Source organism: Streptococcus sp. 339, assembly GCF_013277285.1.
Lineage (GTDB): Bacteria > Bacillota > Bacilli > Lactobacillales > Streptococcaceae > Streptococcus > Streptococcus pseudopneumoniae.
In genome coordinates this window covers 17,558-41,072 of sequence record NZ_VMMR01000053.1, presented here as the reverse complement: position 1 = coordinate 41,072, position 23,515 = coordinate 17,558, and the positions used below count along the sequence as shown (strand labels likewise).

At 35.6% G+C, this 23,515-nt stretch carries 20 protein-coding genes, 1 pseudogene and 1 other annotated feature; all 21 genes and pseudogenes read left to right on the top strand.

The annotated features are described in order from the left end of the window. The first annotated feature begins 10 nt into the window (after positions 1 to 10). The 21 genes and pseudogenes from HT736_RS07170 (at position 11) to HT736_RS07070 (ending at position 22,899) form a co-directional block, all read left to right on the top strand. Complete coding sequence (locus tag HT736_RS07170; protein ID WP_172929919.1) at positions 11 to 910, top strand: type II CAAX endopeptidase family protein; 900 nt, start codon at positions 11 to 13, stop codon at positions 908 to 910. Next, entirely contained in the window at positions 894 to 1,181 is a 288-nt protein-coding gene (locus HT736_RS07165; protein WP_172929918.1) for an autorepressor SdpR family transcription factor, read from the top strand. Before HT736_RS07170 ends, HT736_RS07165 begins: the two co-directional genes overlap by 17 nt. Continuing rightward, entirely contained in the window at positions 1,162 to 1,803 is a 642-nt protein-coding gene (locus HT736_RS07160; RefSeq protein ID WP_172929917.1) for an SdpI family protein, read from the top strand. Before HT736_RS07165 ends, HT736_RS07160 begins: the two co-directional genes overlap by 20 nt. A gap of 126 nt (positions 1,804 to 1,929) precedes the next feature. Then, complete coding sequence (locus tag HT736_RS07155; RefSeq protein WP_172929916.1) at positions 1,930 to 2,385, top strand: DUF3290 family protein; 456 nt, start codon at positions 1,930 to 1,932, stop codon at positions 2,383 to 2,385. Next, a pseudogene (locus HT736_RS07150) lies at positions 2,382 to 3,013 on the top strand (DUF421 domain-containing protein). Before HT736_RS07155 ends, HT736_RS07150 begins: the two are co-directional and overlap by 4 nt. 54 nt (positions 3,014 to 3,067) lie before the next feature. Further along, complete coding sequence (locus HT736_RS07145; protein ID WP_172930882.1) at positions 3,068 to 4,813, top strand: ABC transporter transmembrane domain-containing protein; 1,746 nt, start codon at positions 3,068 to 3,070, stop codon at positions 4,811 to 4,813. Beyond that, positions 4,803 to 6,545: an ABC transporter ATP-binding protein gene (locus HT736_RS07140; RefSeq protein ID WP_172930881.1), complete on the top strand. Its 1,743-nt coding sequence runs from the start codon at positions 4,803 to 4,805 to the stop codon at positions 6,543 to 6,545. Before HT736_RS07145 ends, HT736_RS07140 begins: the two co-directional genes overlap by 11 nt. 129 nt (positions 6,546 to 6,674) lie before the next feature. Beyond that, a complete protein-coding gene (locus HT736_RS07135; RefSeq protein WP_172930880.1) occupies positions 6,675 to 7,367 on the top strand; it encodes a sugar transferase in 693 nt (230 codons plus the stop codon). Positions 7,368 to 7,409: 42 nt separating this feature from the next. Further along, entirely contained in the window at positions 7,410 to 8,636 is a 1,227-nt protein-coding gene (locus tag HT736_RS07130) for a DegT/DnrJ/EryC1/StrS aminotransferase family protein (protein ID WP_172930879.1), read from the top strand. Positions 8,637 to 9,800: 1,164 nt separating this feature from the next. After that, positions 9,801 to 11,927: a multi-ligand-binding adhesin PfbA gene (gene pfbA / locus HT736_RS07125; protein ID WP_172930878.1), complete on the top strand. Its 2,127-nt coding sequence runs from the start codon at positions 9,801 to 9,803 to the stop codon at positions 11,925 to 11,927. After that, positions 11,911 to 12,657 carry a protein phosphatase 2C domain-containing protein gene (locus HT736_RS07120; protein ID WP_084675176.1) on the top strand — a complete coding sequence of 249 codons (747 nt, stop codon included), beginning with the start codon at positions 11,911 to 11,913 and terminating at the stop codon, positions 12,655 to 12,657. The genes pfbA and HT736_RS07120 overlap by 17 nt, the downstream gene beginning before the upstream one ends. A gap of 57 nt (positions 12,658 to 12,714) precedes the next feature. Beyond that, complete coding sequence (locus HT736_RS07115) at positions 12,715 to 13,356, top strand: phosphate uptake regulator PhoU (protein WP_084675175.1); 642 nt, start codon at positions 12,715 to 12,717, stop codon at positions 13,354 to 13,356. 12 nt (positions 13,357 to 13,368) lie between these two features. Next, positions 13,369 to 14,844, top strand: coding sequence for a UDP-glucose--hexose-1-phosphate uridylyltransferase (gene galT, locus HT736_RS07110; protein ID WP_172922061.1), 1,476 nt, complete (start codon positions 13,369 to 13,371; stop codon positions 14,842 to 14,844). 12 nt (positions 14,845 to 14,856) lie between these two features. Further along, the gene (galE, locus tag HT736_RS07105; protein WP_000996560.1) at positions 14,857 to 15,867 is read left to right on the top strand and encodes a UDP-glucose 4-epimerase GalE; all 1,011 of its coding nucleotides are present in this window, start codon (positions 14,857 to 14,859) and stop codon (positions 15,865 to 15,867) included. A gap of 178 nt (positions 15,868 to 16,045) precedes the next feature. After that, on the top strand, positions 16,046 to 16,705 hold the full coding sequence (locus HT736_RS07100) for a DUF1868 domain-containing protein (RefSeq protein ID WP_172930877.1): 660 nt from the start codon (positions 16,046 to 16,048) through the stop codon (positions 16,703 to 16,705). A 24-nt stretch (positions 16,706 to 16,729) separates the two neighbouring features. Further along, the gene (locus HT736_RS07095; protein ID WP_023941553.1) at positions 16,730 to 17,797 is read left to right on the top strand and encodes an extracellular solute-binding protein; all 1,068 of its coding nucleotides are present in this window, start codon (positions 16,730 to 16,732) and stop codon (positions 17,795 to 17,797) included. 102 nt (positions 17,798 to 17,899) lie between these two features. Further along, the gene (locus HT736_RS07090; RefSeq protein ID WP_138706291.1) at positions 17,900 to 18,910 is read left to right on the top strand and encodes an ABC transporter ATP-binding protein; all 1,011 of its coding nucleotides are present in this window, start codon (positions 17,900 to 17,902) and stop codon (positions 18,908 to 18,910) included. A gap of 11 nt (positions 18,911 to 18,921) precedes the next feature. Next, positions 18,922 to 20,613 (top strand): iron ABC transporter permease, encoded by a 1,692-nt coding sequence (locus HT736_RS07085; RefSeq protein ID WP_172930876.1) that lies wholly within the window; start codon positions 18,922 to 18,924, stop codon positions 20,611 to 20,613. 2 nt (positions 20,614 to 20,615) lie between these two features. Further along, positions 20,616 to 21,326, top strand: coding sequence for an MgtC/SapB family protein (locus HT736_RS07080; protein ID WP_172930875.1), 711 nt, complete (start codon positions 20,616 to 20,618; stop codon positions 21,324 to 21,326). A gap of 95 nt (positions 21,327 to 21,421) precedes the next feature. Continuing rightward, positions 21,422 to 21,790 carry a hypothetical protein gene (locus HT736_RS07075; protein WP_050235276.1) on the top strand — a complete coding sequence of 123 codons (369 nt, stop codon included), beginning with the start codon at positions 21,422 to 21,424 and terminating at the stop codon, positions 21,788 to 21,790. A 107-nt stretch (positions 21,791 to 21,897) separates the two neighbouring features. After that, the gene (locus HT736_RS07070) at positions 21,898 to 22,899 is read left to right on the top strand and encodes a LacI family DNA-binding transcriptional regulator (RefSeq protein WP_172930874.1); all 1,002 of its coding nucleotides are present in this window, start codon (positions 21,898 to 21,900) and stop codon (positions 22,897 to 22,899) included. Positions 22,900 to 23,110: 211 nt separating this feature from the next. Next, positions 23,111 to 23,341: a binding site (T-box leader), on the top strand. Positions 23,342 to 23,515 lie beyond the last annotated feature (174 nt).

Sequence of the window (23,515 nt, the reverse complement as noted above, 5' to 3'; positions counted from 1 at the left end):
GTGTACAAATATGTCAAATAAGAGAACAATCCTTCTTTTTGTAGTCTTGGCTTATGCCCTTGCTTGGATAATATGGTTGACACTATGGCTAAGTGGTGTTGGTCTAAATTCTCCATGGAGTCAGCTTGCTAGTATTGTAGCCATGTGGATGCCTGCACTTGCAGTCTTTATTTTAGGGAAAATCACGAATCAATCTAGTGGAATCAAATCTAAATTAGTCGTGAATCTCAAGAGGAACTGGCGCTTTTACTTACTAGCTATCTGGTTACCAGCAGTCATCAGTTTTTTAGGAGCGGGACTTTATTTTCTTGTATTCCCTAGTAATTTCAGCCTTGGTTTTGAATCTATTCAAGCCATCTTACAAGAAAAAGGTGTCTCTCAATCAACCATTCCCTTATCTTCCTTGGTCTTGATTCAAATCCTAGCTAGTTTGACCTACGCTCCTTTTCTTAATAGTTTCTTTGCATTAGGGGAGGAAATTGGTTGGCGGGGCTATCTTTACCCAGTGCTAAGAGAACGCTTTTCACTAGTCCAGACTCATGTCTTACTTGCTCTCATTTGGAGTCTATGGCATTTACCAATCAATTTACAAGGATATAATTATGGCCTTACTTATTTTGCTTATCCCGTTTTGGGAGTTGTTGCTATGTTTCTATCTTGTTTTAGCCTAGGAATATTGTTAAGCTGGTTGTTGGAAAAGACAGGTTCTATCTGGACTTCAGCACTATTTCATGGGGCAATCAATGCAACTGCAGGTCTTGGGTTACTCTTCCAATTACCAGGAGAAAAAGTTTCAAGCCTCTTGATTTTAGGCCCATCACCGACTGGAATGCTATCAGTTCTACCTTGCTTATTCCTAGCCCTACTAATATTACAAAGGGAAAGGAGTCATTATGAGTTTTGCAAATAGTTTTAAAGCCTTATCTCATCCAGTTAGGAGAGAGATTTTAAATTTACTCAAAGCAGGCAGATTATCTGCAGGAGAAATTGCCAGTCAATTCGAGTTGACAGGTGCAACTATTTCACACCATCTCACGATTTTGAAAGCAGCGGATTTGATTCATGAAATGAAAGAAAAAAACTTTATTTATTATGAGTTAAATACATCGATTTTAGAGGATATAATGGTTTGGCTAGCAGACCTGAAAGGAGATCATTTTGATGAAGATAAAAATCAATAAGAAATTGGTATTATTTACGAGTATTCTCATCCTACTACCTTCCCTTGTAGGTTGTGTTTTCTGGAATCAATTACCAGAGGAGATACCCACTCATTTTAATCTACTGGGTCAAGCAGATGGCTACAATCATAAAATGTCTGCTATCTTTGGATTACCTACTCTCATGCTTTTGATGCATTGGTTGCTTCTATTTTTAATGATTAAGGACCCTAAATCTAGCAATATCAGTTCAAAAATACAAGTTTTGATTTACTGGATTATTCCTTTTGTATCTTGTCTATTAATGATTTCTATCTTCGGAGAATCTTTGGGTTATTCCATGATGAGTGGGCTACTAGCTCAGATTTTTATGGGAGTCGTGATGATCGTAATTGGAAATTATCTACCAAAAACACACCGAAATTATATAATCGGTATTCGACTTCCGTGGACCTTGGAGAGTGATAAAAACTGGAGAAAAACACATCGATTAGCTGGAAAAATTTGGGTGTTAGGAGGATTGTTATTGTTTCTAAATTCCTTTGTGCAACTATATGTTTACTGGGTATTCTTCTTGACACTTTTCTTTGTAGTGATAATTCCTAGTGTCTATTCTTATCAATTATCAAAATTAGAATCTTGAAACAGGTATTTGAGTCATTAGTTAGAGAAGTTGGTCTGATAAGTCTATTTCCCCAACGTATGGTTTGAAAAATCACCCTCTTTCGTTTATAATGAAGAATGATTTTATGAAAAGGAGTGAAAATAAATGAAATTTTACTCATATGACTATGTGCTTAGCCAAATCAGTCAGCAAAATGGAATCATGATTGGCTTTGGGATTGTGCTCCTAGCTATCACAGGATTTTTTGCTTTTAAGGCTTATCGTGATAAAAAGGGGACTAAGTTTCGGGAATTGGTCATGATTTTGGCCCTGACCTTAGTAGCCATGCTTTTGGTGACAATTTCAAAATACCAGACCAATCAAACCTCTAACAATCAATTTCAAACCTCCCTTCATTTCATAGAGGTTGTTTCCAAAGACTTGGGAGTGGATAAATCAGAAGTTTACGTCAATACTTCAGCTGCCACTGATGGAGCGCTTGTCAAGGTAGGTTCAAATGTCTATCGTGCTATGAACGGGAGCGAATTAGACAAGTATCTTTTAAAGAAATTAGAATTGCATCAAACAGACGTTATTGAATTGGTGAAGGTAAACAAGTGACACTCAACTGTATGGAAATTGTAATCGAACTGGCCTTGGGGCTCTTCTCACTTGTTTTGTTATCAATGTGACAGGAAAGGGGAACTTAGCACCTAACTCTGCGACAGATTAAATTCAGAATTATGTTCTCTGTGCTATCATTGGTGGGGTGATTTACAATAGTTCTATCAGCATTTTGCAGTACGAGGTGATTTTACTGATGTGGACTATTTTGGTTTTGACCCTCAAGTGGCTTCATAATATTCGTTTTGTGAAATGTTTGATTGATGGTAAGCCAACTCTCCTCATCAAACATGAGAAGATTGACCTAGAAGCCTGTCGTTCGGTTGATTTGTTTGGGGTGGATGTAACCCTCAAACTTCGTAGCCAAGGGATTTTCCAGATGAAGCAAGTTGAACGAGCTGTGCAGGAGCAAAATGACCAACTCATCGTGGTCCAAATGGGAGATGAAAATCCTAAGTATCTAATTGTGACTGATGGTGTTATCCAAGTAGAAGTCTTGGAATCGCTTGGCTGTAGCGAAGAGTGGTTGATTGATAATCTCGGCAAACAAGGGCATGACAATGTAGCCAATATCTTTATCGCTGAGTATGACAAAGGTGACGTTACAGTTGTAACCTATGAATAAGAAAAACCTGGGGTCGGAGTCTCAGGTTTCCATTTGGAACTAGAAAGGAATTTTATGTCCATTATTCAAAAACTCTGGTGGTTTTTTAAGCTAGAAAAACGCCGTTATCTAGTCGGAATTGTGGCCTTGGTCTTGGTTTCTGTCCTTAACCTCATTCCCCCAATGGTCATGGGGCGGATCATTGATGCTATCACATCGGGGCAATTAATTCAGAATGAACTACTTATTTACCTATTTTACTTGCTTCTTGCGGCCTTTGGTATGTACTATCTGCGCTATGTTTGGCGTATGTATATTCTTGGGACATCCTACCGTCTGGGGCAGATTATGAGGTCTCGCTTGTTTGAGCATTTTACAAAGATGTCTCCAGCCTTTTATCAAACCTATCGGACGGGGGACTTGATGGCACACGCAACCAATGATATCAATTCTTTGACGAGTCTTGCAGGTGGTGGTGTTATATCTGCGGTGGATGCCTCTATTACAGCTTTAGTGACTTTGCTGACCATGCTCTTTAGCATTTCCTGGCAGATGACTCTAGTTGCAATTTTACCCCTGCCTTTTATGGCATATGCGACCAGTCGTTTGGGAAGAAAGACTCATAAGGTCTTTGGAGAGTCACAGGATGCCTTTTCTGAACTCAATAACAAGGTTCAGGAGTCTGTATCAGGTATCAAAGTGACCAAGTCTTTTGGTTATCAGGCAGATGAGCTGGAGTCCTTTCAGGCAGTCAATGAATTAACCTTCCAAAAGAATCTCCAAACCATGAAATACGATAGACTCTTTGACCCAATGGTTTTCTTGTTTGTTGGATTATCCTATGTTTTAACACTCTTAGTCGGCTCTTTGATGGTTCGGGAGGGGCAGATTACAGTTGGAAATTTGGTCACTTTTATTAGTTATTTGGATATGATGGTCTGGCCTCTCATGGCTATTGGTTTCCTCTTTAATATCACTCAGCGAGGAAAGGTTTCTTACCAGCGGATTGAGAATCTTTTGTCTCAGGAATCATCTGTAAAAGACTCCGAGTTTCCTCTGGATGGTATTGAAAACGGGCGCTTGGAGTATGCTATTGATAACTTTGCTTTTGAAAACGAGGAAACGCTAATGGATATTCACTTTAGTTTGGAAAAAGGGCAAACTCTGGGCTTGGTTGGGCAGACAGGCTCTGGGAAAACATCCTTGATTAAACTCCTCTTGCGTGAGTACGATGTGGATAAGGGAGCTATTTATCTAAATGGTCACGATATTCGCGATTATCGTTTGACAGAGCTTCGTAGTCTTATGGGCTACGTCCCTCAGGACCAGTTCCTCTTTGCGACTTCGATTTTAGACAATATTCGCTTTGGCAATCCTAACTTGCCCATTTCAGCGGTCGAGGAAGCGACTAAGCTAGCTCAAGTTTACCAAGACATTGTAGCCATGTCACAGGGATTTGATACGTTGATTGGTGAAAAGGGAGTCAGTCTTTCTGGTGGGCAAAAGCAGCGGCTGGCTATGAGTCGGGCTATGATTTTAGACCCTGATATCTTGATTTTGGATGATTCTTTGTCGGCCGTGGATGCCAAGACAGAGTATGCGATTATCGACAACCTTAAGGAGACGCGAAAGGACAAGACAACCATTATTACGGCTCATCGCCTCAGTGCAGTTGTCCATGCAGATTTGATTTTAGTTCTGCAAAATGGTCAAATCATCGAACGAGGCAGGCACGAAGACTTGCTAGCGATGGATGGCTGGTATGCCCAAACCTACCAGTCTCAGCAGTTAGAAATGAAAGGAGAAGAAGATGCAGAATAAACAAGAACAATGGGCTGTATTGAAGCGCTTGATATCTTATCTCAAGCCTTATGGTCTTCTGACCTTTTTGGCACTCAGCTTTCTCCTAGCGACTACGGTCATTAAAAGTGTCATTCCCCTTGTGGCTTCCCACTTTATCGACCAGTATCTCAGCAATCTCAATCAACTCGCTGTGACAGTGTTGCTGGCTTACTATGGTCTCTATATCCTGCAAACTCTGGTTCAGTATGTCGGAAATCTTCTCTTTGTACGGGTGTCTTACAGTATTGTGAGGGATATTCGTCGCGATGCCTTTGCCAATATGGAGAAGCTAGGCATGTCTTATTTTGACAAGACGCCAGCAGGCTCCATCGTCTCTCGTTTGACTAATGATACCGAGACAATCAGTGATATGTTTTCGGGGATTTTATCCAGTTTTATCTCAGCAATTTTTATCTTTCTGACAACCCTTTATACCATGTTGGTGTTGGATTTTCGTTTGACAGCATTAGTCCTGCTCTTTCTCCCTTTGATTTTCCTTTTGGTCAATCTCTATCGTAAAAAATCAGTCAAGATTATCGAGAAAACCAGAAGTCTCTTGTCAGATATCAATAGTAAGCTGGCAGAAAATATCGAAGGAATTAGGATTATCCAGGTCTTTAATCAAGAAAAGCGCCAGCAGGCAGAATTTGATGAGATTAACCAAGAACACTTGGTCTATGCCAACCGCTCTGTAGCCTTTGATGCCCTCTTGTTGCGCCCTGCTATGAGTTTGTTGAAACTCCTAGGTTATACTGTCTTAATGGCCTATTTTGGCTACCGTGGTCTTTCTATCGGGATAACGGTCGGGACTATGTATGCTTTTATCCAGTACATCAATCGTCTCTTTGATCCTCTGATTGAAGTAACGCAAAACTTTTCAACCCTGCAAACGTCTATGGTGTCTGCAGGCCGTGTCTTTGCCTTGATTGACGAGGCAACCTATGAGCCTCTTCAAGAAAATAGTCAGGTTGAGGTTGAAGAAGGCAATATTCGTTTTGAACATGTGTGTTTTTCTTATGATGGCAAACATCCGATTCTGGATGATATTTCCTTCTCCGTTAACAAGGGTGAAACCATTGCCTTTGTGGGGCATACAGGTTCAGGGAAATCGTCTATTATCAATGTCCTCATGCGCTTTTATGAATTCCAGTCAGGGCGAGTTCTCTTGGATGGTGTGGATATCAGGGACTACAGTCAGGAAGAACTGAGAAAAAATATCGGTCTAGTCTTGCAGGAGCCCTTCCTCTATCATGGAACCATTAAGTCCAATATCGCCATGTACCAAGAAATCAGTGATGAGCAGGTCCGGGCTGCAGCAGCCTTCGTGGATGCAGATTCCTTTATTCAAGAACTTCCTCAGGGTTATGATTCCCCTGTTTCCGAGCGTGGTTCGAGCTTTTCTACTGGGCAGCGCCAGCTTCTTGCCTTTGCTAGAACAGTCGCCAGCCAGCCTAAAATCCTGATTTTGGATGAAGCGACAGCCAATATTGACTCTGAAACAGAAAGCTTGGTTCAAGCTTCTCTGGCGAAGATGAGACAGGGCCGAACAACTATTGCTATCGCTCACCGCCTTTCTACTATTCAAGACGCCAACTGCATCTATGTTTTGGACAAGGGGCGCATTATCGAGAGTGGAACTCATGAAGAACTCTTGGCCTTGGGAGGAACCTATCACAAGATGTATAGCTTGCAGGCAGGGGCCATGTCCTAACACTCTTTGATTTTCATTGAGTAAAAGAAGGAAATCCTTCAAATTACAGATTTCTTTCACCGCCTTTTCCATTTTGTGGTATAATGAAAAATGTTGACAAATAGTATAATAAAAACAAAGGAGAACAGCATGCTGAAATGGGAAGACTTGCCTGTGGAAATGAAATCAAGCGAGGTTGAGTCTTACTACCAGCTTGTCTCTAAAAGGAAGGGTTCGCTGATTTTCAAGCGTTGCTTGGACTGGGTTTTGGCCTTGGGCTTACTGGTTCTGACCTCTCCCATCTTTCTCATCTTGAGCATTTGGATCAAGTTGGATAGTAAGGGGCCAGTGATTTACAAGCAAGAGCGTGTGACCCAGTACAACCGTCGGTTCAAGATTTGGAAGTTCCGTACCATGGTGACGGATGCGGATAAAAAAGGAAGTCTAGTGACTTCTGCTAACGATAGCCGTATTACCAAGGTTGGAAATTTCATCCGACGTGTCCGTTTGGACGAACTGCCTCAGTTGGTCAATGTCCTGAAAGGCGAAATGTCTTTTGTTGGTACGCGACCTGAAGTGCCACGTTACACAGAGCAGTATAGCCCTGAAATGATGGCGACCTTGCTCTTGCCAGCAGGGATTACCTCTCCAGCCAGCATCAACTACAAGGATGAGGACACCATCATCAGTCAAATGACGGAGAAAGGTCTATCAGTTGACCAAGCCTACGTTGAACACGTCCTTCCTGAAAAGATGCGCTATAACCTCGACTATCTCCGAGAATTTAGTTTTCTTGGAGACATCAAAATCATGTTTCAAACCGTGTTTGAAGTGCTAAAATAAAGTAGTCATAAGAAAATGAGTACAGATAAAAGGAGCAAATCAATGCCAAATTACAATATTCCATTTTCACCTCCCGATATTACAGAAGCAGAAATTGCTGAAGTAGCGGATACTCTTCGTTCTGGTTGGATTACAACAGGTCCTAAGACAAAAGAACTAGAGCGTCGCTTGTCTCAATACACACAGACGCCTAAGACTGTCTGCCTCAACTCTGCGACTGCCGCTCTTGAGTTGATTTTGCGTGTTTTGGAAGTGGGGCCTGGTGATGAAGTCATCGTTCCAGCCATGACTTACACAGCTTCATGTAGTGTCATCACGCACGTGGGAGCAACCCCTGTCATGGTGGATATCCAAGCAGATACGTTTGAGATGGACTATGATCTGCTGGAGCAAGCCATCACTGAGAAAACTAAGGTGATTATCCCAGTAGAACTTGCAGGGATTGTTTGCGACTATGACCGTTTGTTCCAAGTTGTGGAGAAAAAATGTGATCTCTTTACTGCGTCAAGCAAGTGGCAAAAAGCCTTTAACCGTATTGTCATTGTCTCTGATAGTGCCCACGCTTTGGGATCTACTTATAAAGGACAACCTTCTGGTTCTATCGCGGACTTTACTTCCTTCTCATTCCACGCCGTTAAGAACTTTACAACTTCGGAGGGTGGAAGTGCGACTTGGAAGGCCAATCCAGCGATTGATGACGAAGAGATGTACAAGGAATTCCAGATTCTGTCGCTTCATGGTCAAACTAAGGATGCCCTTGCCAAGATGCAACTGGGGTCATGGGAATACGATATCGTTACACCAGCCTACAAGTGCAATATGACAGATATCATGGCTTCGCTTGGTTTGGTACAATTAGACCGTTACCCAAGTTTGCTTGGCCGTCGTAAGGATATCGTGGATCGCTATGATCGTGGTTTTGCAGGTTCTCGCATCCATCCATTGGCACACAAGACTGATACTGTCGAATCTTCACGCCACCTCTACATCACCCATGTAGAAGGAGCAAGCTTAGAAGAACGCAACCTCATCATCCAAGAATTAGCTAAAGCAGGAATTGCAAGTAACGTCCACTACAAACCACTTCCGCTCTTGACAGCCTATAAGAATCTTGGCTTTGATATGGCGAACTATCCTAAGGCCTATGCCTTCTTTGAAAATGAAATTACGCTTCCTCTTCACACTAAATTAAGCAATGAAGAAGTGGACTATATCATTGAGACTTTCAAAACAGTTTCTGAAAAAGTACTAGCTGCATCAAAAAAATGACAAACTACAGACAAGCGAAAGTAATACTGTCCCTAAAAAGTCTAATTGAGTGTAAAAACTGTTGTTTTCAATTGATAATAGTTTACACCTGTAGTTGAGGCCCCTTTCTCCTCAGAGAGAGAATTTTTATAGGATTTTCCTTTCTTGTGGGAGTCCCGTGGTTTGAAATAAGATGTGAGCAATTTGGTGTAGCATTTAGAATCCTTACTAGACATCATTTAGAAAATCTAGTGTCTTGTTCTAGTTTTCAATTCACCCTATTTTTTGAAAGACGTGAGTTTCCATGAGTGAGATTGTGGAAACTCGCGTCTTTTTTTTGTTTTCAGAATATTGTTCAAAGTTTTGTGCCTGTCTTTCATGTTCTAGTCATTCTTTTGCATGATAGAATTTATAGCATGTTGATATTATAATAATACAGATATTCTATATGTTTAGTGATGCTTGCTATACATCATTAGATCTCCTGCGAGACAATCTATAAAACACTTGTCTACGATTACCTATATGCCCTATTCCAGTATTTTAGAAGCACTGCATCTATTTTTATCGAGGTTAAATCTAGCTTTTATAGAAGGTCTATTTAAGAAATATATTGTAGTGTTTTAGTTTCAATCCGCCATATGAGCGATATTCAGGTAAATATCCCTGGCGAATGCTTGTATGACAAGGTATTTGTTCTTTCATTTATAATTTACAACATATCAATAAATTTAAATATAGTAAATGGGATATTTTATATTCAAGCTAAGAAAGATAGCATCACTTTTGAATGGAAGGCTAAAGAGCAAACTAGGAAGTTGGCCATAGATAGCTCAAAACCCTGCTTTGAGGTTGTAGATATAGTAAAAGGAAATAAGAATAGGACAAATCGATCGGGACAGTCAAATCGATTTCTAACAATGTTTTAGAAGTAGAGGTGTACTATTATAGTTTCAGTCTACTATAGAACTGACCAAGTCAGTAACCTAGACTTAGGGCAAGGCGGCACTGACCTAGTTTGAAGAGATTTCCGAAGAGTATAAATTTTAATATTTTCTTGTGTTATTCCTTGACAATTCAATTTGGAAAATATATGATAAAGATAATGACAGCGGTGTCATTCTATCTATTTTAAGAAAAGTAATAATCAATTGTTAAAAAATAGTAAAAAAATTGGAGGTTCTGATGAAATATTTTGTTCCTAATGAGGTATTCAGTATTCGTAAATTAAAGGTGGGGACTTGCTTGGTACTATTGGCAATTTCAATTTTGGGAAGCCAAGGTATTTTATCGGATGAAGTTGTTACTAGTTCTTCACCGATGGCTACAAAAGAGTCTTCTAATGCAATTACTAATGATTTAGATAATTCACCAACTGTTAATCAGAATCGTTCTGCTGAAATGATTGCCTCTAATTCAACCACTAATGGTTTAGATAATTCGTTAAGTGTTAATAGTATCAGCTCTAATGGTACTATTCGTTCTAATTCACAATTAGACAACAGAACAGTTGAATCTACAGTAACATCTACTAATGAAAATAAGAGTTATAAGGAAGATGTTATAAGTGACAGAATTATCAAAAAAGAATTTGAAGATACTGCTTTAAATGTTAAAGATTATGGAGCAATAGGTGACGGGGTTAATGATGATCGTCAAGCAATTCAAGATGCAATAGATGCTGCAGCTCAAGGGCTAGGTGGAGGAAATGTATATTTTCCGGAAGGAACTTATTTAGTAAAAGAAATTGTTTTTTTAAAAAGTCATACACACTTAGAATTGAATGAGAAAGCTACCATTCTAAATGGTATAAATATTAAGAATCACCCTTCTATTGTTTTTATGACAGGTTTATTTACGGATGATGGTGCGCAAGTAGAATGGGGCCCAACAGAAGATATTAGTTATTCTGGCGGTACTATTGATATGAACGGTGCTTTGAATGAAGAAGGAACTAAAGCAAAAAATCTACCACTTATAAATTCTTCAGGTGCATTTGCTATTGGGAATTCAAATAACGTAACTATAAAAAATGTAACATTCAAGGATAGTTATCAAGGGCATGCTATTCAAATTGCAGGTTCGAAAAATGTATTAGTTGATAATTCTCGTTTTCTTGGGCAAGCCTTACCCAAAACGATGAAGGATGGGCAAATCATAAGTAAGGAGAGCATTCAGATTGAACCATTAACTAGAAAAGGTTTTCCTTATGCCTTGAATGATGATGGGAAAAAATCTGAAAATGTGACTATTCAAAATTCCTATTTTGGCAAAAGTGATAAATCTGGGGAATTAGTAACAGCAATTGGCACACACTATCAAACATTGTCGACACAGAACCCCTCTAATATTAAAATTTTAAATAATCATTTTGATAACATGATGTATGCAGGTGTACGTTTTACAGGATTCACTGATGTATTAATCAAAGGAAATCGCTTTGATAAGAAAGTTAAAGGAGAGAGTGTACATTATCGAGAAAGCGGAGCAGCTTTAGTAAATGCTTATAGCTATAAAAACACTAAAGACCTATTAGATTTAAATAAACAGGTGGTTATCGCCGAAAATATATTTAATATTGCCGATCCTAAAACAAAAGCGATACGAGTTGCAAAAGATAGTGCAGAATATTTAGGAAAAGTATCAGATATTACTGTAACAAAAAATGTAATTAATAATAATTCTAAGGAAACAGAACAACCAAATATTGAATTATTACGAGTTAGTGATAATTTAGTAGTCTCAGAGAATAGTATATTCGGTGGTAAAGAAGGAATTGTTATTGAGGATTCAAAGGGTAAAATAACCGTTTTAAATAACCAATTTTATAATTTATCCGGTAAGTATATATCATTCATCAAATCTAATGCAAATGAGAAAGAACCTGTTATACGTGATAGCGATGGTAATTTCAATATTGTAACGGAGAATGGGCTTTACAAAATTGTAACAAATAATTTAAGTGATAAAAACGAAAAAGAAAAAAACAAAGAGGAAAAACAATCTAATTCAAATAATGTAATTGATAGTAACCAGAAGAACGGAGAGTTTAACTCAAGTAAAGATAATAGACAAATGAATGACAAGATCGACAATAAACAAGATAATAAGACAGAAGAAGTAAACTATAAAATAGTTGGAGATGGCAGAGAAACTGAAAATCATATTAATAAATCTAAAGAAATAGTAGATGTAAAACAAAAATTACCAAAGACTGGTTCGAACAAGATTATGGAACTATTCTTAACAGTGACAGGAATTGGTTTACTTTTGACACTAAAAGGGTTGAAGTATTATGGTAAAGATAAATAAAATTTGTTCGATACAAGGAAGTTCTGTAGAAAATGAGGATACTGTAGGTTCACAAAATCAGTATTTTTGGATTATCGATGGAGCTACAGATTTATATAATTCTAAAGAGGAGATAGGTTATTCAGTCTCAGAAGTTGTACATATTTTATCAGAAAGTTTGTCGGTTAATTGTAAAGAATCAAAAACTCTTAAACAAATATTTGAAACTGCTTTACTAGAGGTTAAAGATGAAATCGGTTTAAACTCATATGAATTAACAGAGTATTATCGCTTACCAACATTTGCTTTTATATTTGCTAAACTTTCAGAAAAAAAGTTGGAGTATATGATGCTAGGTGACTGCGTCATGTTAGTAAACGAAATGGAAATAACTGATCATAGAGTAGATAACTTATTTGAAAAAGGAAAAAATGAGATAAAAGATTCAATTGGTACAAATAGTGCTTTAAATAAAAAAATTATTTTACAAAAAATCAGAAAATTATCTAATCAACCGAGTGGGTACTGGATAGGTTCGTTGGATGAGAGATTTTTAGACCATGCTATTATTAATCAAATAGATGTTACTAGTGAACAAATTGTTTTAATGAGCGATGGCTTTTATGAATTCTATCAAAATAATCAAAATAAGACTTTTGAAGAGTTAATTAAGATGAGATTTAATTCTTCTGCTATTGATCCAATCTATGGAAAGAAGGATGATGCAAGTATTCTAGTTATTGATGTTTGATATATTGTTTAAAATATTAATTGTTACTATTGAACTTTGTTAAGAAGAGGTACCTAAATGTTAAGGTTATATTTAGAAAATGAAATTATAGAATTATCAAATAATTTAGAGACTATTTGGGTATCTGTGCTTGATAAATACGAGAAGTTATTTGAATATTTATCAAATGAAGAACGAGTAGAATTGATTAAAGAAGATTTAATCATAAATGAGTCAGTTCTAAATATTGATAAAAAAGGATTTGAGTTAATTTGTTTACAACATCCTGTTTCATATGACTTAAGAAGAATTATTAGTGTAATAAAAATATCAACTGACATTGAACGTATTGGGGATAGAATTGTTGAAATTTTAAAAAATCTACAGATTATTCAAAATAATGAAAATTTGAAGAAAATTATTTCAGAAATAAAAATACTTCATGAAGTTATCGGACTGCATATGAATAGGGCTATATCTTGTTATAGAGAGGAACAATCTGGATGTTTAGATATGGTTGTTATACAAAAACAGAATGAGATAGAAGAGCTTAGTATAAATATTGAAAAGAAAATAATGAATTACATATTTGAAGATGATGGGAACGTTTCTGAAGTAATTGGTGCTTTAGATATTATTCATCACCTTGATAAAATTGCTCATACTACGCAAGCAATTTATAAATGGATAATGTATAGAAAATATGGGAACATAAATTAGAAAGAAAAATATATGAAAACAATTATTGATAATTTTGTTGATAGAGTAATTGAATACGGAATGTATAATGAAATTGACAAAATATATGTGAAAAATAGAGTACTAGCGTTAATAGGTGAGGAGGGAACTGATCGTATTTCCGATGAAAATGACCTGAAACAAATAAAAGATTGCTTAGTGGAAATCGCCTTAAAAAACGGTAAAATTAAAGATTTAATTGAGGAAAAGGAATGTTTAGGAGCAGAGTTAATGAATTTCATAGTTCCTTTACCTAGTCGATTAAATGATATTTTTTGGAGTTCATATGATATATCACCTCAAGAAGCAGTTGAAGAATTTTATAAGTTAAGTAAAGATAGTGATTATATTAAAACTTCTGCTATTGCTAAGAATATTGAGTTTAGAGCATCAACTAAATATGGAGAGCTAGAGATTACGATAAATTTGTCAAAACCCGAAAAAGATCCAAAAACAATTGCTGCTGAAAAATTAGTAAAAGCAACTAATTATCCCAAATGTTTACTATGTATGGAAAATGAAGGATATCAGGGGCGAATAAATTATCCAGCACGTTCGAATCATAGAATTATTCGGTTGAAACTTGGTGACGAAGTATGGGGATTCCAGTATTCTCCCTACTCATACTTTAATGAGCATGCAATATTTTTGAATAGTCAACATGTACCAATGGCTATTACCTCTAAAACATTTGAACAATTATTGGAGATTGTTGATATTTTGCCAGGATATTTTGCTGGTTCAAATTCTGATCTTCCTATCTCAGGAGGCTCCATTCTTAGTCATAACCACTATCAGGGAGGGAAACATATTTTCCCAATGGAAAAAGCAAAATTTGAGAGTGAATTTCGTTTTAAAGACTTTGAGGATATTAATGCTGGTATTGTAAAATGGCCAATGTCAGTAATTAGGTTACAAAGTGAAAATAAAAATCGCTTGTTAGATTTAGCTACTAAAATTCTAAATAAGTGGAGAGAATATTCAGATTTAGAAGTAGACATCATTGCTATGACTGAAGATGTCCCACACCATACGGTGACTCCTATTGCTCGTAAAGTGGATGGGAGATATGAATTAGATATTGTTCTAAGAGATAATCATACTACTGAACAATACCCAGATGGTGTTTTCCATCCTCATCAAGATGTACAACATATTAAAAAGGAAAATATCGGATTAATCGAAGTGATGGGACTTGCGATATTACCACCTCGTTTGAAACCAGAGTTAGAAGAAGTTGGAAAATATCTTTTAGGAGAGGAAAACGCAATTGCGGATTATCATTTAGAATGGGCCGACCAATTGAAAGAAAAATATCCTAACATTAAAAAAGAAGAGGTTAATAGCGTAGTTCAACACGAAGTAGGACAAGCATTTGCGAGAGTCCTAGAAGATGCAGGTGTTTATAAGAATACTTCATCTGGACATGAAGCGTTTATGAGATTTGTTAAGTCGGTTGGAATTAATTAGGAGGAAACCCAAATGGCAATATTGGTAACAGGCGGAGCTGGTTATATTGGTAGCCATACCGTAGTAGAATTACTAAATTTAGGAAAGGAAGTTATCATTGTCGACAACCTTTCGAATTCTAGCATCTTGGTGCTAGACCGTATTGAAGCAATTACAGGAATACGTCCTGTGTTTTACGAATTAGATGTTTGTGATAAACAAGCATTGAGAAAGGTATTTGAACAAGAATCGATTGATGCTGCAATTCATTTTGCAGGTTATAAAGCTGTCGGAGAATCCGTGCAAAAGCCTGTGATGTACTACAAAAATAATATTATGAGTACATTGGCACTTGTTGAAGTGATGTCAGAATTTAATGTTAAAAAGATTGTCTTTTCTTCAAGTGCGACTGTATATGGAATTAACAATCAGTCACCTCTAATTGAGACGATGCAAACAAGTGCGACAAATCCTTATGGGTATACGAAAGTGATGCTTGAGCAAATTTTAAAAGATGTTCATGTGGCAGATTCAGAATGGAGTATTGCGTTGCTTCGTTATTTCAATCCAATTGGTGCTCATGAGTCTGGGCTTATTGGGGAAGATCCCTCAGGAATTCCTAACAACTTGATGCCTTATATTGCACAAGTAGCGGTAGGTAAGCTGTCAGAGCTAAGTGTGTTCGGAAATGATTATGATACGCTTGATGGTACTGGTGTGCGTGATTATATCCATGTAGTAGATTTAGCAATAGGACATATAAAAGCTTTAGAAAAAGTATCTGAAAAAACAGATGTTTATATCTATAACCTAGGCTCGGGAGAAGGCACTAGTGTATTACAACTTGTAAATACATTTGAAAGTGTTAATAAGATCCCTATTCCTTATAAAATAGTTCCAAGACGTTCAGGAGACGTTGCAACTTGTTATGCAAATGCAGACAAAGCATATAAGGAATTAAATTGGAGGACAACAAAATCGATTGAAGACATGTGTAGAGATACATGGAATTGGCAATCAAAAAATCCCAATGGCTATAATTGATGATACTGTCTATATGAGTGCTGTATTTTGAAAAAATTACTTAACATTTTAATGAAATGCATATTTAATGAAAGATAAATTAAAAAAAAGTTTGACAGCGCTTGACAAAGGAAACGGTTTCATTGTATAATGTAAATACGTTGACACCGATGTCAAATATAAAAAAGAAGGTCTTTATATGAAAAACTTAACAAAAATTAAGTTCAAAGAGAATGGGGAATTTAATCATTTCCCTGGGAATACAGTTGTAGCAAATCTTTATACTAAACAAGATTTGATGGAAGTTGTTGATATTATTCAATCACGTTATAGAGAATTACCATTTATCGATAAGTTTACTTTAACTCCAAGGAATTCTATTCACATGACTGTAATTGAATTGTTGTGCCATGAAAATCGTGAAACGGAGTTTTGGAGCAGTAATCTTCCTCTAGATACACCTTTACAGGAAATACATGATTACTTTGCTAAACAACTTGAAATTTTTCCATTGTTGGATGAAGAAATTCATATGCGTATAACTGAAATGGGAAAACAAAACATACTAGTTGAACCTGCAGATGAAGCTTCTGCAAAGAGATTAGAAGAAATTCGTACTTATGTCTCAGAAAAAGCAGGTGTTTGTTTCCCTAATCATGATAGATATCAATTCCATATTTCAATTGGGTATCTTCGGATTCCTCTAACTGAAGAGGAGGAAGAAGAGTTTACTAAAGTCAGAGCAGAATTAACTGAAATTTTATTAGAGAAGATTTCAACTATTACTGTAAACCGTATTGACTATACTGTATTTGAAGATATGAGACAATTTGTTCCATATCACGAAAAATTTAAATAAAATAATAAAAAAGGAGAACTTATCATGAAAAAAATGAAAGTTTGGTCTACTGTACTTGCAACGGGAGTTGCTCTTACTACACTTGCTGCTTGCTCTGGAGGTTCAAATTCTACGACTGCTTCTTCATCTGAAGAAAAAGCTGATAAAAGTCAAGAATTAGTAATCTATTCGAACTCAGTCTCAAATGGTCGTGGTGATTGGTTAACTGCTAAAGCAAAAGAAGCTGGTTTTAATATAAAAATGGTTGATATCGCTGGCGCTCAATTAGCAGACCGTGTTATTGCTGAGAAGAATAATGCAGTTGCAGATATGGTATTTGGAATTGGTGCTGTTGATTCAAATAAAATTAGAGATCAAAAATTACTAGTACAGTACAAGCCTAAATGGTTAGATAAGATTGATCAATCTTTATCAGATAAAGATAATTATTATAATCCTGTGATTGTTCAACCATTAGTTTTAATTGGGGCGCCTGATGTAAAAGAAATGCCTAAAGATTGGACTGAATTAGGTAGTAAGTATAAAGGTAAATATTCAATTTATGGTCTTCAAGGTGGTACAGGACGGGCAATTCTAGCAAGTATCTTAGTTCGTTATCTTGATGAAAAAGGTGATTTAGGAGTATCGGAAAAGGGCTGGGAAGTTGCAAAAGAATACTTTGCAAATGCCTATACTCTTCAAAAAGGTGAAAGCTCAGTTGTTAAAGCGTTAGATAAAGAAAGCCCAATTCAATACGGTATGATCTGGGGTTCTGGAGCGTTAATCGGACAAAAAGAACAAAATGTTGAATTCAAAGTTATGACTCCTGAGATTGGTGTACCATTTGTAACTGAACAAACTATGGTTTTAAGCACTAGTAAAAAACAAGCGTTAGCTAAAGAATTTATTGATTGGTTTGGTCAAACAGAAATTCAAGTAGAATATAGTAAAAAATTTGGATCTATTCCTGCCAATAAAGATGCCCTAAAAGAGTTACCTGAAGATACGAAAAAATTTGTTGATCAAGTGAAACCACAAAATATTGACTGGGAAGCTGTTGGAAAGCATTTGGATGAATGGGTAGAAAAAGCTGAATTAGAATACGTAAAATAAGAAATAAGAGTTATTTTTTATGTCCAAGTCTCTCTATTATTTCTAAATTTATGGAAGAAATAAAGAGAGGCTTTTGGTTTAGTAATAGAGGGAGTTAGTGAGATGATTAAATTTGATAATATTCAAATTAAATATGGTGATTTTGTTGCAATTGATAATCTAAATTTAGATATACATGAAGGGGAATTCTTTACATTTCTTGGACCTTCAGGATGTGGTAAATCAACTACTTTGAGAGCATTGGTAGGTTTTCTAGATCCATCATCAGGAAGTATTGAAGTTAATGGAACAAATGTCACTCATTTGGAACCTGAAAAGCGTGGAATTGGTATTGTATTTCAATCTTATGCGCTATTTCCAACTATGACTGTTTTTGATAATATTGCATTTGGTTTAAAAGTTAAGAAGGTAGCTCCAGATGTTATTAAAGCTAAAGTATCAGCAGTAGCAGCAAAAATTAAGATCTCTGATCAACAGTTACAGCGTAATGTATCAGAATTATCTGGGGGTCAACAACAAAGGGTAGCATTGGCTCGTGCTCTGGTTCTTGAACCTAAAATTCTTTGTCTAGATGAACCATTGTCAAACCTTGACGCAAAATTACGTGTAGATTTGAGAAAAGAGTTGAAAAGACTTCAAAAAGAGTTAGGTATTACTACTTTATATGTTACTCATGATCAAGAGGAAGCCTTGACTTTATCTGATAGAATTGCAGTCTTTAACAATGGATACATCGAACAGGTCGGTACACCAGTAGAAATTTATCATAATTCTCAAACTGAATTTGTATGTGATTTTATTGGAGATATTAATGTTTTGACCGATGAAACAGTCCACGAAGTATTATTGAAAAATACAAGCGTTTTCTTAGAGGATAAAAAAGGATACATTCGATTAGAGAAAGTTCGATTCAATCGTGAAACTGAACAAGATTTTATTCTAAAAGGGACAATTATTGATGTTGAGTTTTCTGGAGTTACAATTCACTATACAATAAAAGTTTCTGAAAGTCAGATTCTTAATGTAACAAGTATTGATAGTCAGGCTGCTATTAGATCTGTCGGAGAAAGTGTGGAATTATTTATCACACCATCAGACGTTCTGCAATTTTAAGGAGGTGCAGTATGCGTCATAAATTAAATTTAAAAGATTGGCTTATTCGTTTAGGGTTAATCTGGTTCTTAGTAACATTTATTATTTATCCAAACTTTGATCTAGTAGTGAATGTATTTGTAAAAGGAGGACAATTTTCCCTTGATGCTGTACATCGTGTTCTAAAATCTCAGAGAGCACTTCAGAGTATTATGAACAGTTTTAAGTTAGCATTTTCACTCATTATTACAGTTAATATCGTAGGTATTCTTTGTGTTCTATTTACAGAGTACTTTGATATTAAAGGTGCTAAAATTTTAAAATTAGGTTATATGACTTCTTTAATTTATGGAGGAGTGGTTTTAGCGACTGGATATAAATTTGTCTATGGTCCATATGGATTGATTACAAAATTTTTACAAAATATTATCCCTTCTTTAGACCCTAACTGGTTTATTGGGTATGGTGCAGTCTTATTCATTATGACATTTTCAGGAACGGCTAATCATACATTGTTTTTAACAAATACAATTCGAAGCGTTGACTATCACACTATTGAGGCTGCTCGAAATATGGGAGCAAAACCATTTACTGTTTTCCGAAAAGTAGTGTTACCAACCTTAATTCCAACTCTATTTGCACTTACTATTATGGTTTTTCTTAGTGGTTTATCTGCAGTAGCAGCACCCATGATTGTTGGTGGTAAAGAATTTCAAACTATAAATCCAATGATTATTACATTTGCAGGGATGGGGAATTCTCGTGATTTAGCTGCCTTACTTGCAATTATTTTAGGTATTGCAACTACAATTTTGCTTACTATCATGAATAAGATAGAAAAAGGTGGAAATTATATTTCTATCTCTAAGACTAAAGCGCCTCTTAAAAAACAAAAAATTGCGTCTAAGCCTTGGAATATCATTGCTCACATTGTAGCATATGGATTGTTCACAGTTTTCATGCTTCCACTAATTTTTATAGTATTATACTCATTTACAGATCCAGTTGCAATTCAAACAGGTAACTTAACATTATCAAACTTTACTTTAGAAAATTATCGCTTATTCTTTAGTAATAGTGCGGCATTCTCTCCATTCTTGGTCAGCTTTATTTATTCTATTATTGCTGCGACAACAGCAACAATTCTCGCAGTTGTATTTGCTCGTGTTGTCAGAAAACATAAATCTCGTTTTGATTTCTTATTTGAATATGGTGCTCTACTTCCTTGGTTACTACCAAGTACACTTTTAGCAGTAAGTTTATTATTTACTTTTAATCAGCCACAATTTCTTGTCTTGAATCAGATTTTGGTAGGTAGTTTGGTAATTCTACTTATTGCATATATAGTTGTAAAAATCCCATTTTCTTATAGAATGGTACGTGCTATTTTATTTAGTGTTGATGATGAGATGGAAGATGCAGCAAGAAGTATGGGTGCTTCACCTTTTTATACTATGATGAAGGTTATCATTCCATTTATTTTACCGGTTGTTCTCTCTGTTATTGCTTTAAACTTTAACTCTTTATTAACTGACTTCGACTTATCTGTATTCCTTTACCATCCCCTAGCTCAACCATTAGGTATTACGATTCGATCTGCAGGTGATGAAACAGCAACATCTAATGCACAAGCTCTGGTATTTGTTTATACAATTGTTCTGATGATTGTTTCTGGAACTGTATTATACTTCACACAAAGACCGGGGCGTAAAGTAAGGAAATAATCATGACAGCCATTAGTCTTGGGTTATCACATATTGAAATAGTTGTCAGGATTGTTTTATCAGTAGTTATTGGTGGTGTAATTGGTTTAGAGAGAGGAAGTAAATCTCAACCAGCAGGTATTCGTACACATAGTATTGTTTGTCTGGCTGCATGTTTAATTATGATGACGAATGAATACGTATCTTATAAATTTGGTACAGGAGATCCTACACGCTTAGGTGCGCAGGTTATATCAGGTGTTGGTTTTCTTGGGGCTGGAACAATACTTATTACAGATAAAAAGAAAATAACTGGTTTAACAACTGCAGCCGGAATATGGGCTTCAGCTGGAATTGGATTAGCTATTGGAGTAGGTTTTTATGAGGGAGCTCTTTTAGTAGCCATTTCTGTTTGGGGTGTGATATCCATGTTCCAACCACTAAAAAAATATCTACGAAATCGTTCTAAAATGATTGAATTGTATATAGTGGTTAAATCTACAGAAGCCTATAATCGTGTATTGGTTTATTGTGCAGAAAATGGCATTAGAATGACTGATTCTAGAACTGCATTTGGAGATGTTAATTCTGACAGAATTGAATACTTTGATGTTCCAGACAAAAAAATCGCGTCATTTATTACTCTGGAATTATCAGGTAGATTTGAGCACCTTAAACTAATGGAAGAAATTGCTAATATTGTTGGTGTGATTTATGTTGAGGAAATTAGCTGAAATTTAGTAAACAAAGGGACAGATGTTTTTGTCCTTTTGTTTTTTAGATGTTTTAATCATCTAATTTTTGAGTAGATTTTTGCTCAGAGGTTTTTATGAAAGATTATAAAATCAATTTTGATTTAGGTAAAATAGAATATTTTGATAATAATTGTTTGATACAAGTATACAAATTTATTTCTTTTTATGATATTTGTGAAATGGTGTTTGCCTTTCATTTACCTCCTGATGAGTTGATAACAAATGTTATCTTTAAAGAAAAAATTAACCCTATGTTAAAATGTTACATTGACAGGCTATTATATGTTTTTATAAATCCTACACATTTTACTGAAAAAGTTAATCTACAATTTTATGGTAGTTTTTTCTCATATGAATTTATTTGTCGTGAAGTTGGAAACATTCTTAAAAATAAAGGTGTGAAATGCAATTTAAACTTTTTTGAAGGGGAAGAATATTTGTAAAATTAATTTTGTGAATTTGTGGATCTTAAATAATTTACTAAATTCTCTTGTTAAAAAAAATTAAATATTGTATAGTAATATTAGAATGTTCGTAATGGAGGACTGAAATGAAAAATATAAATGGGAAAAAGGTAACTATTTATGATATTGCACGTTTATCAGGTTTTTCTCCAAAAACAGTTTCACGAGTTATTAATGGTGGAGTAAATGTTAAAGAAGAAACTTATCAAGCGATTCAAAAAGTTATAGAGGAATTGTCGTATATTCCAAATGCGTATGCAAAAAATTTAACTAAAAAAGAAGCTATAAATATATTGATTTCTGTAAAAAAAATCGACTCTTTTCCTTTAATTTGGTTTCATACGCTGTTAGATAAAGTGTTACGGACGTGTAAAGAATTTGGTGTTAATGCTATAGTTGAGTATTTTGGAGAGGAGGATACAATTAGTAATTCAATTATATCAAGCACAGGTAGCCTAGTAGATGGTGTTATTGTTTTTTATGAAAGTGTAGATGATATCAGAATTCAGTTTTTAAAGAAGAACCATATGCCTTTTCTTGTTTTCGGTGAATCTCAAACGTCTGGAGTAGTCTATGTATCTAATAATAATTTTCAAGCTACTTATGATATGATGAAAGCTGTAACTGAAGAAAAATTTAAAAATATGTGGTTGCTTATGGGGGGAGAATCCCATGTTAATAAGGATCGTGAAAGAGGTGTGCGTTCTTTTTTGAATGATAAAAATTACTTTATGGATTTAAAAGTCATTTATGGCTTATCTACAATTGATTCAGTTTATTCTTATGCAATGCAGCACTTGACTACCCAAAATTATCCGGACATTATTTTTGTTTCAGGAGATGAAAAGGTTCAGGGCTTGATTCGTGCGTGCTATGAGAAAGGAATTCTTATTCCAGATGATATTTCTATCATTGGATTTGATAATATTCCTATTTCTCAGTATTATACTCCAGCTTTGTCTACAATTGCTCCCAATTATGTTAAATTGGCTAAAGAAATGATAGAAGGTGTTTTAGCAATTATTAAAGGGGAAAGTGTCACATCTGTTGAAGTTTCTCCTAAATTTGTTAGGAGACAGAGTTTCTAGTATTGTTTAATTCTTGAAAATCCTAGTGGAAAAGATGGAGTGTTCTAAAATAAGTTCTGTTTAGCCTCCATTCAGTTTCTATTGAGTTGGATCCAATTTCTAACAAGTGGGACATGTTCATGTTCGATCTAAGGAAGACATGGTCACATTCGAATGATATTTTCAAAAAAATCGTAAAAAAGTCTTGACAAAGAAAAAACAAAGTATTAAAATAAGTTCAACAAATCAGAAAAGTAACTATTTTTGATCTTCAGGGAGCCTGTGGTGGTTGTGAATAGGTGGTTGGAAGTAGTGAAAGTGGGCTGATTTTGAAAATGAATTTGAAACAATGAAAATTCGGTGCGCACACCTTACAGTGCAGCTTGTTGTTAGACAAGGCAGAGATGTAAAGGAGATAGTTCCTTTATAATTGAGGTGGCACCGCGTTACCAACGCCCTCACATGGAAGTAGATTCCGTGTGTGGGCTTTTTTCTATCCGTCATTTTGTTTATCTTTTATTAGGGCCTTAAGTCGCTTTGATGAACTTGAGTTCTATCTACAGCTCCTTGCCTACTACTAAAAGCAAACAAAAAGGCCGGACTAATACGAAAAAAGCTAGTAATACTCAATGAAAAT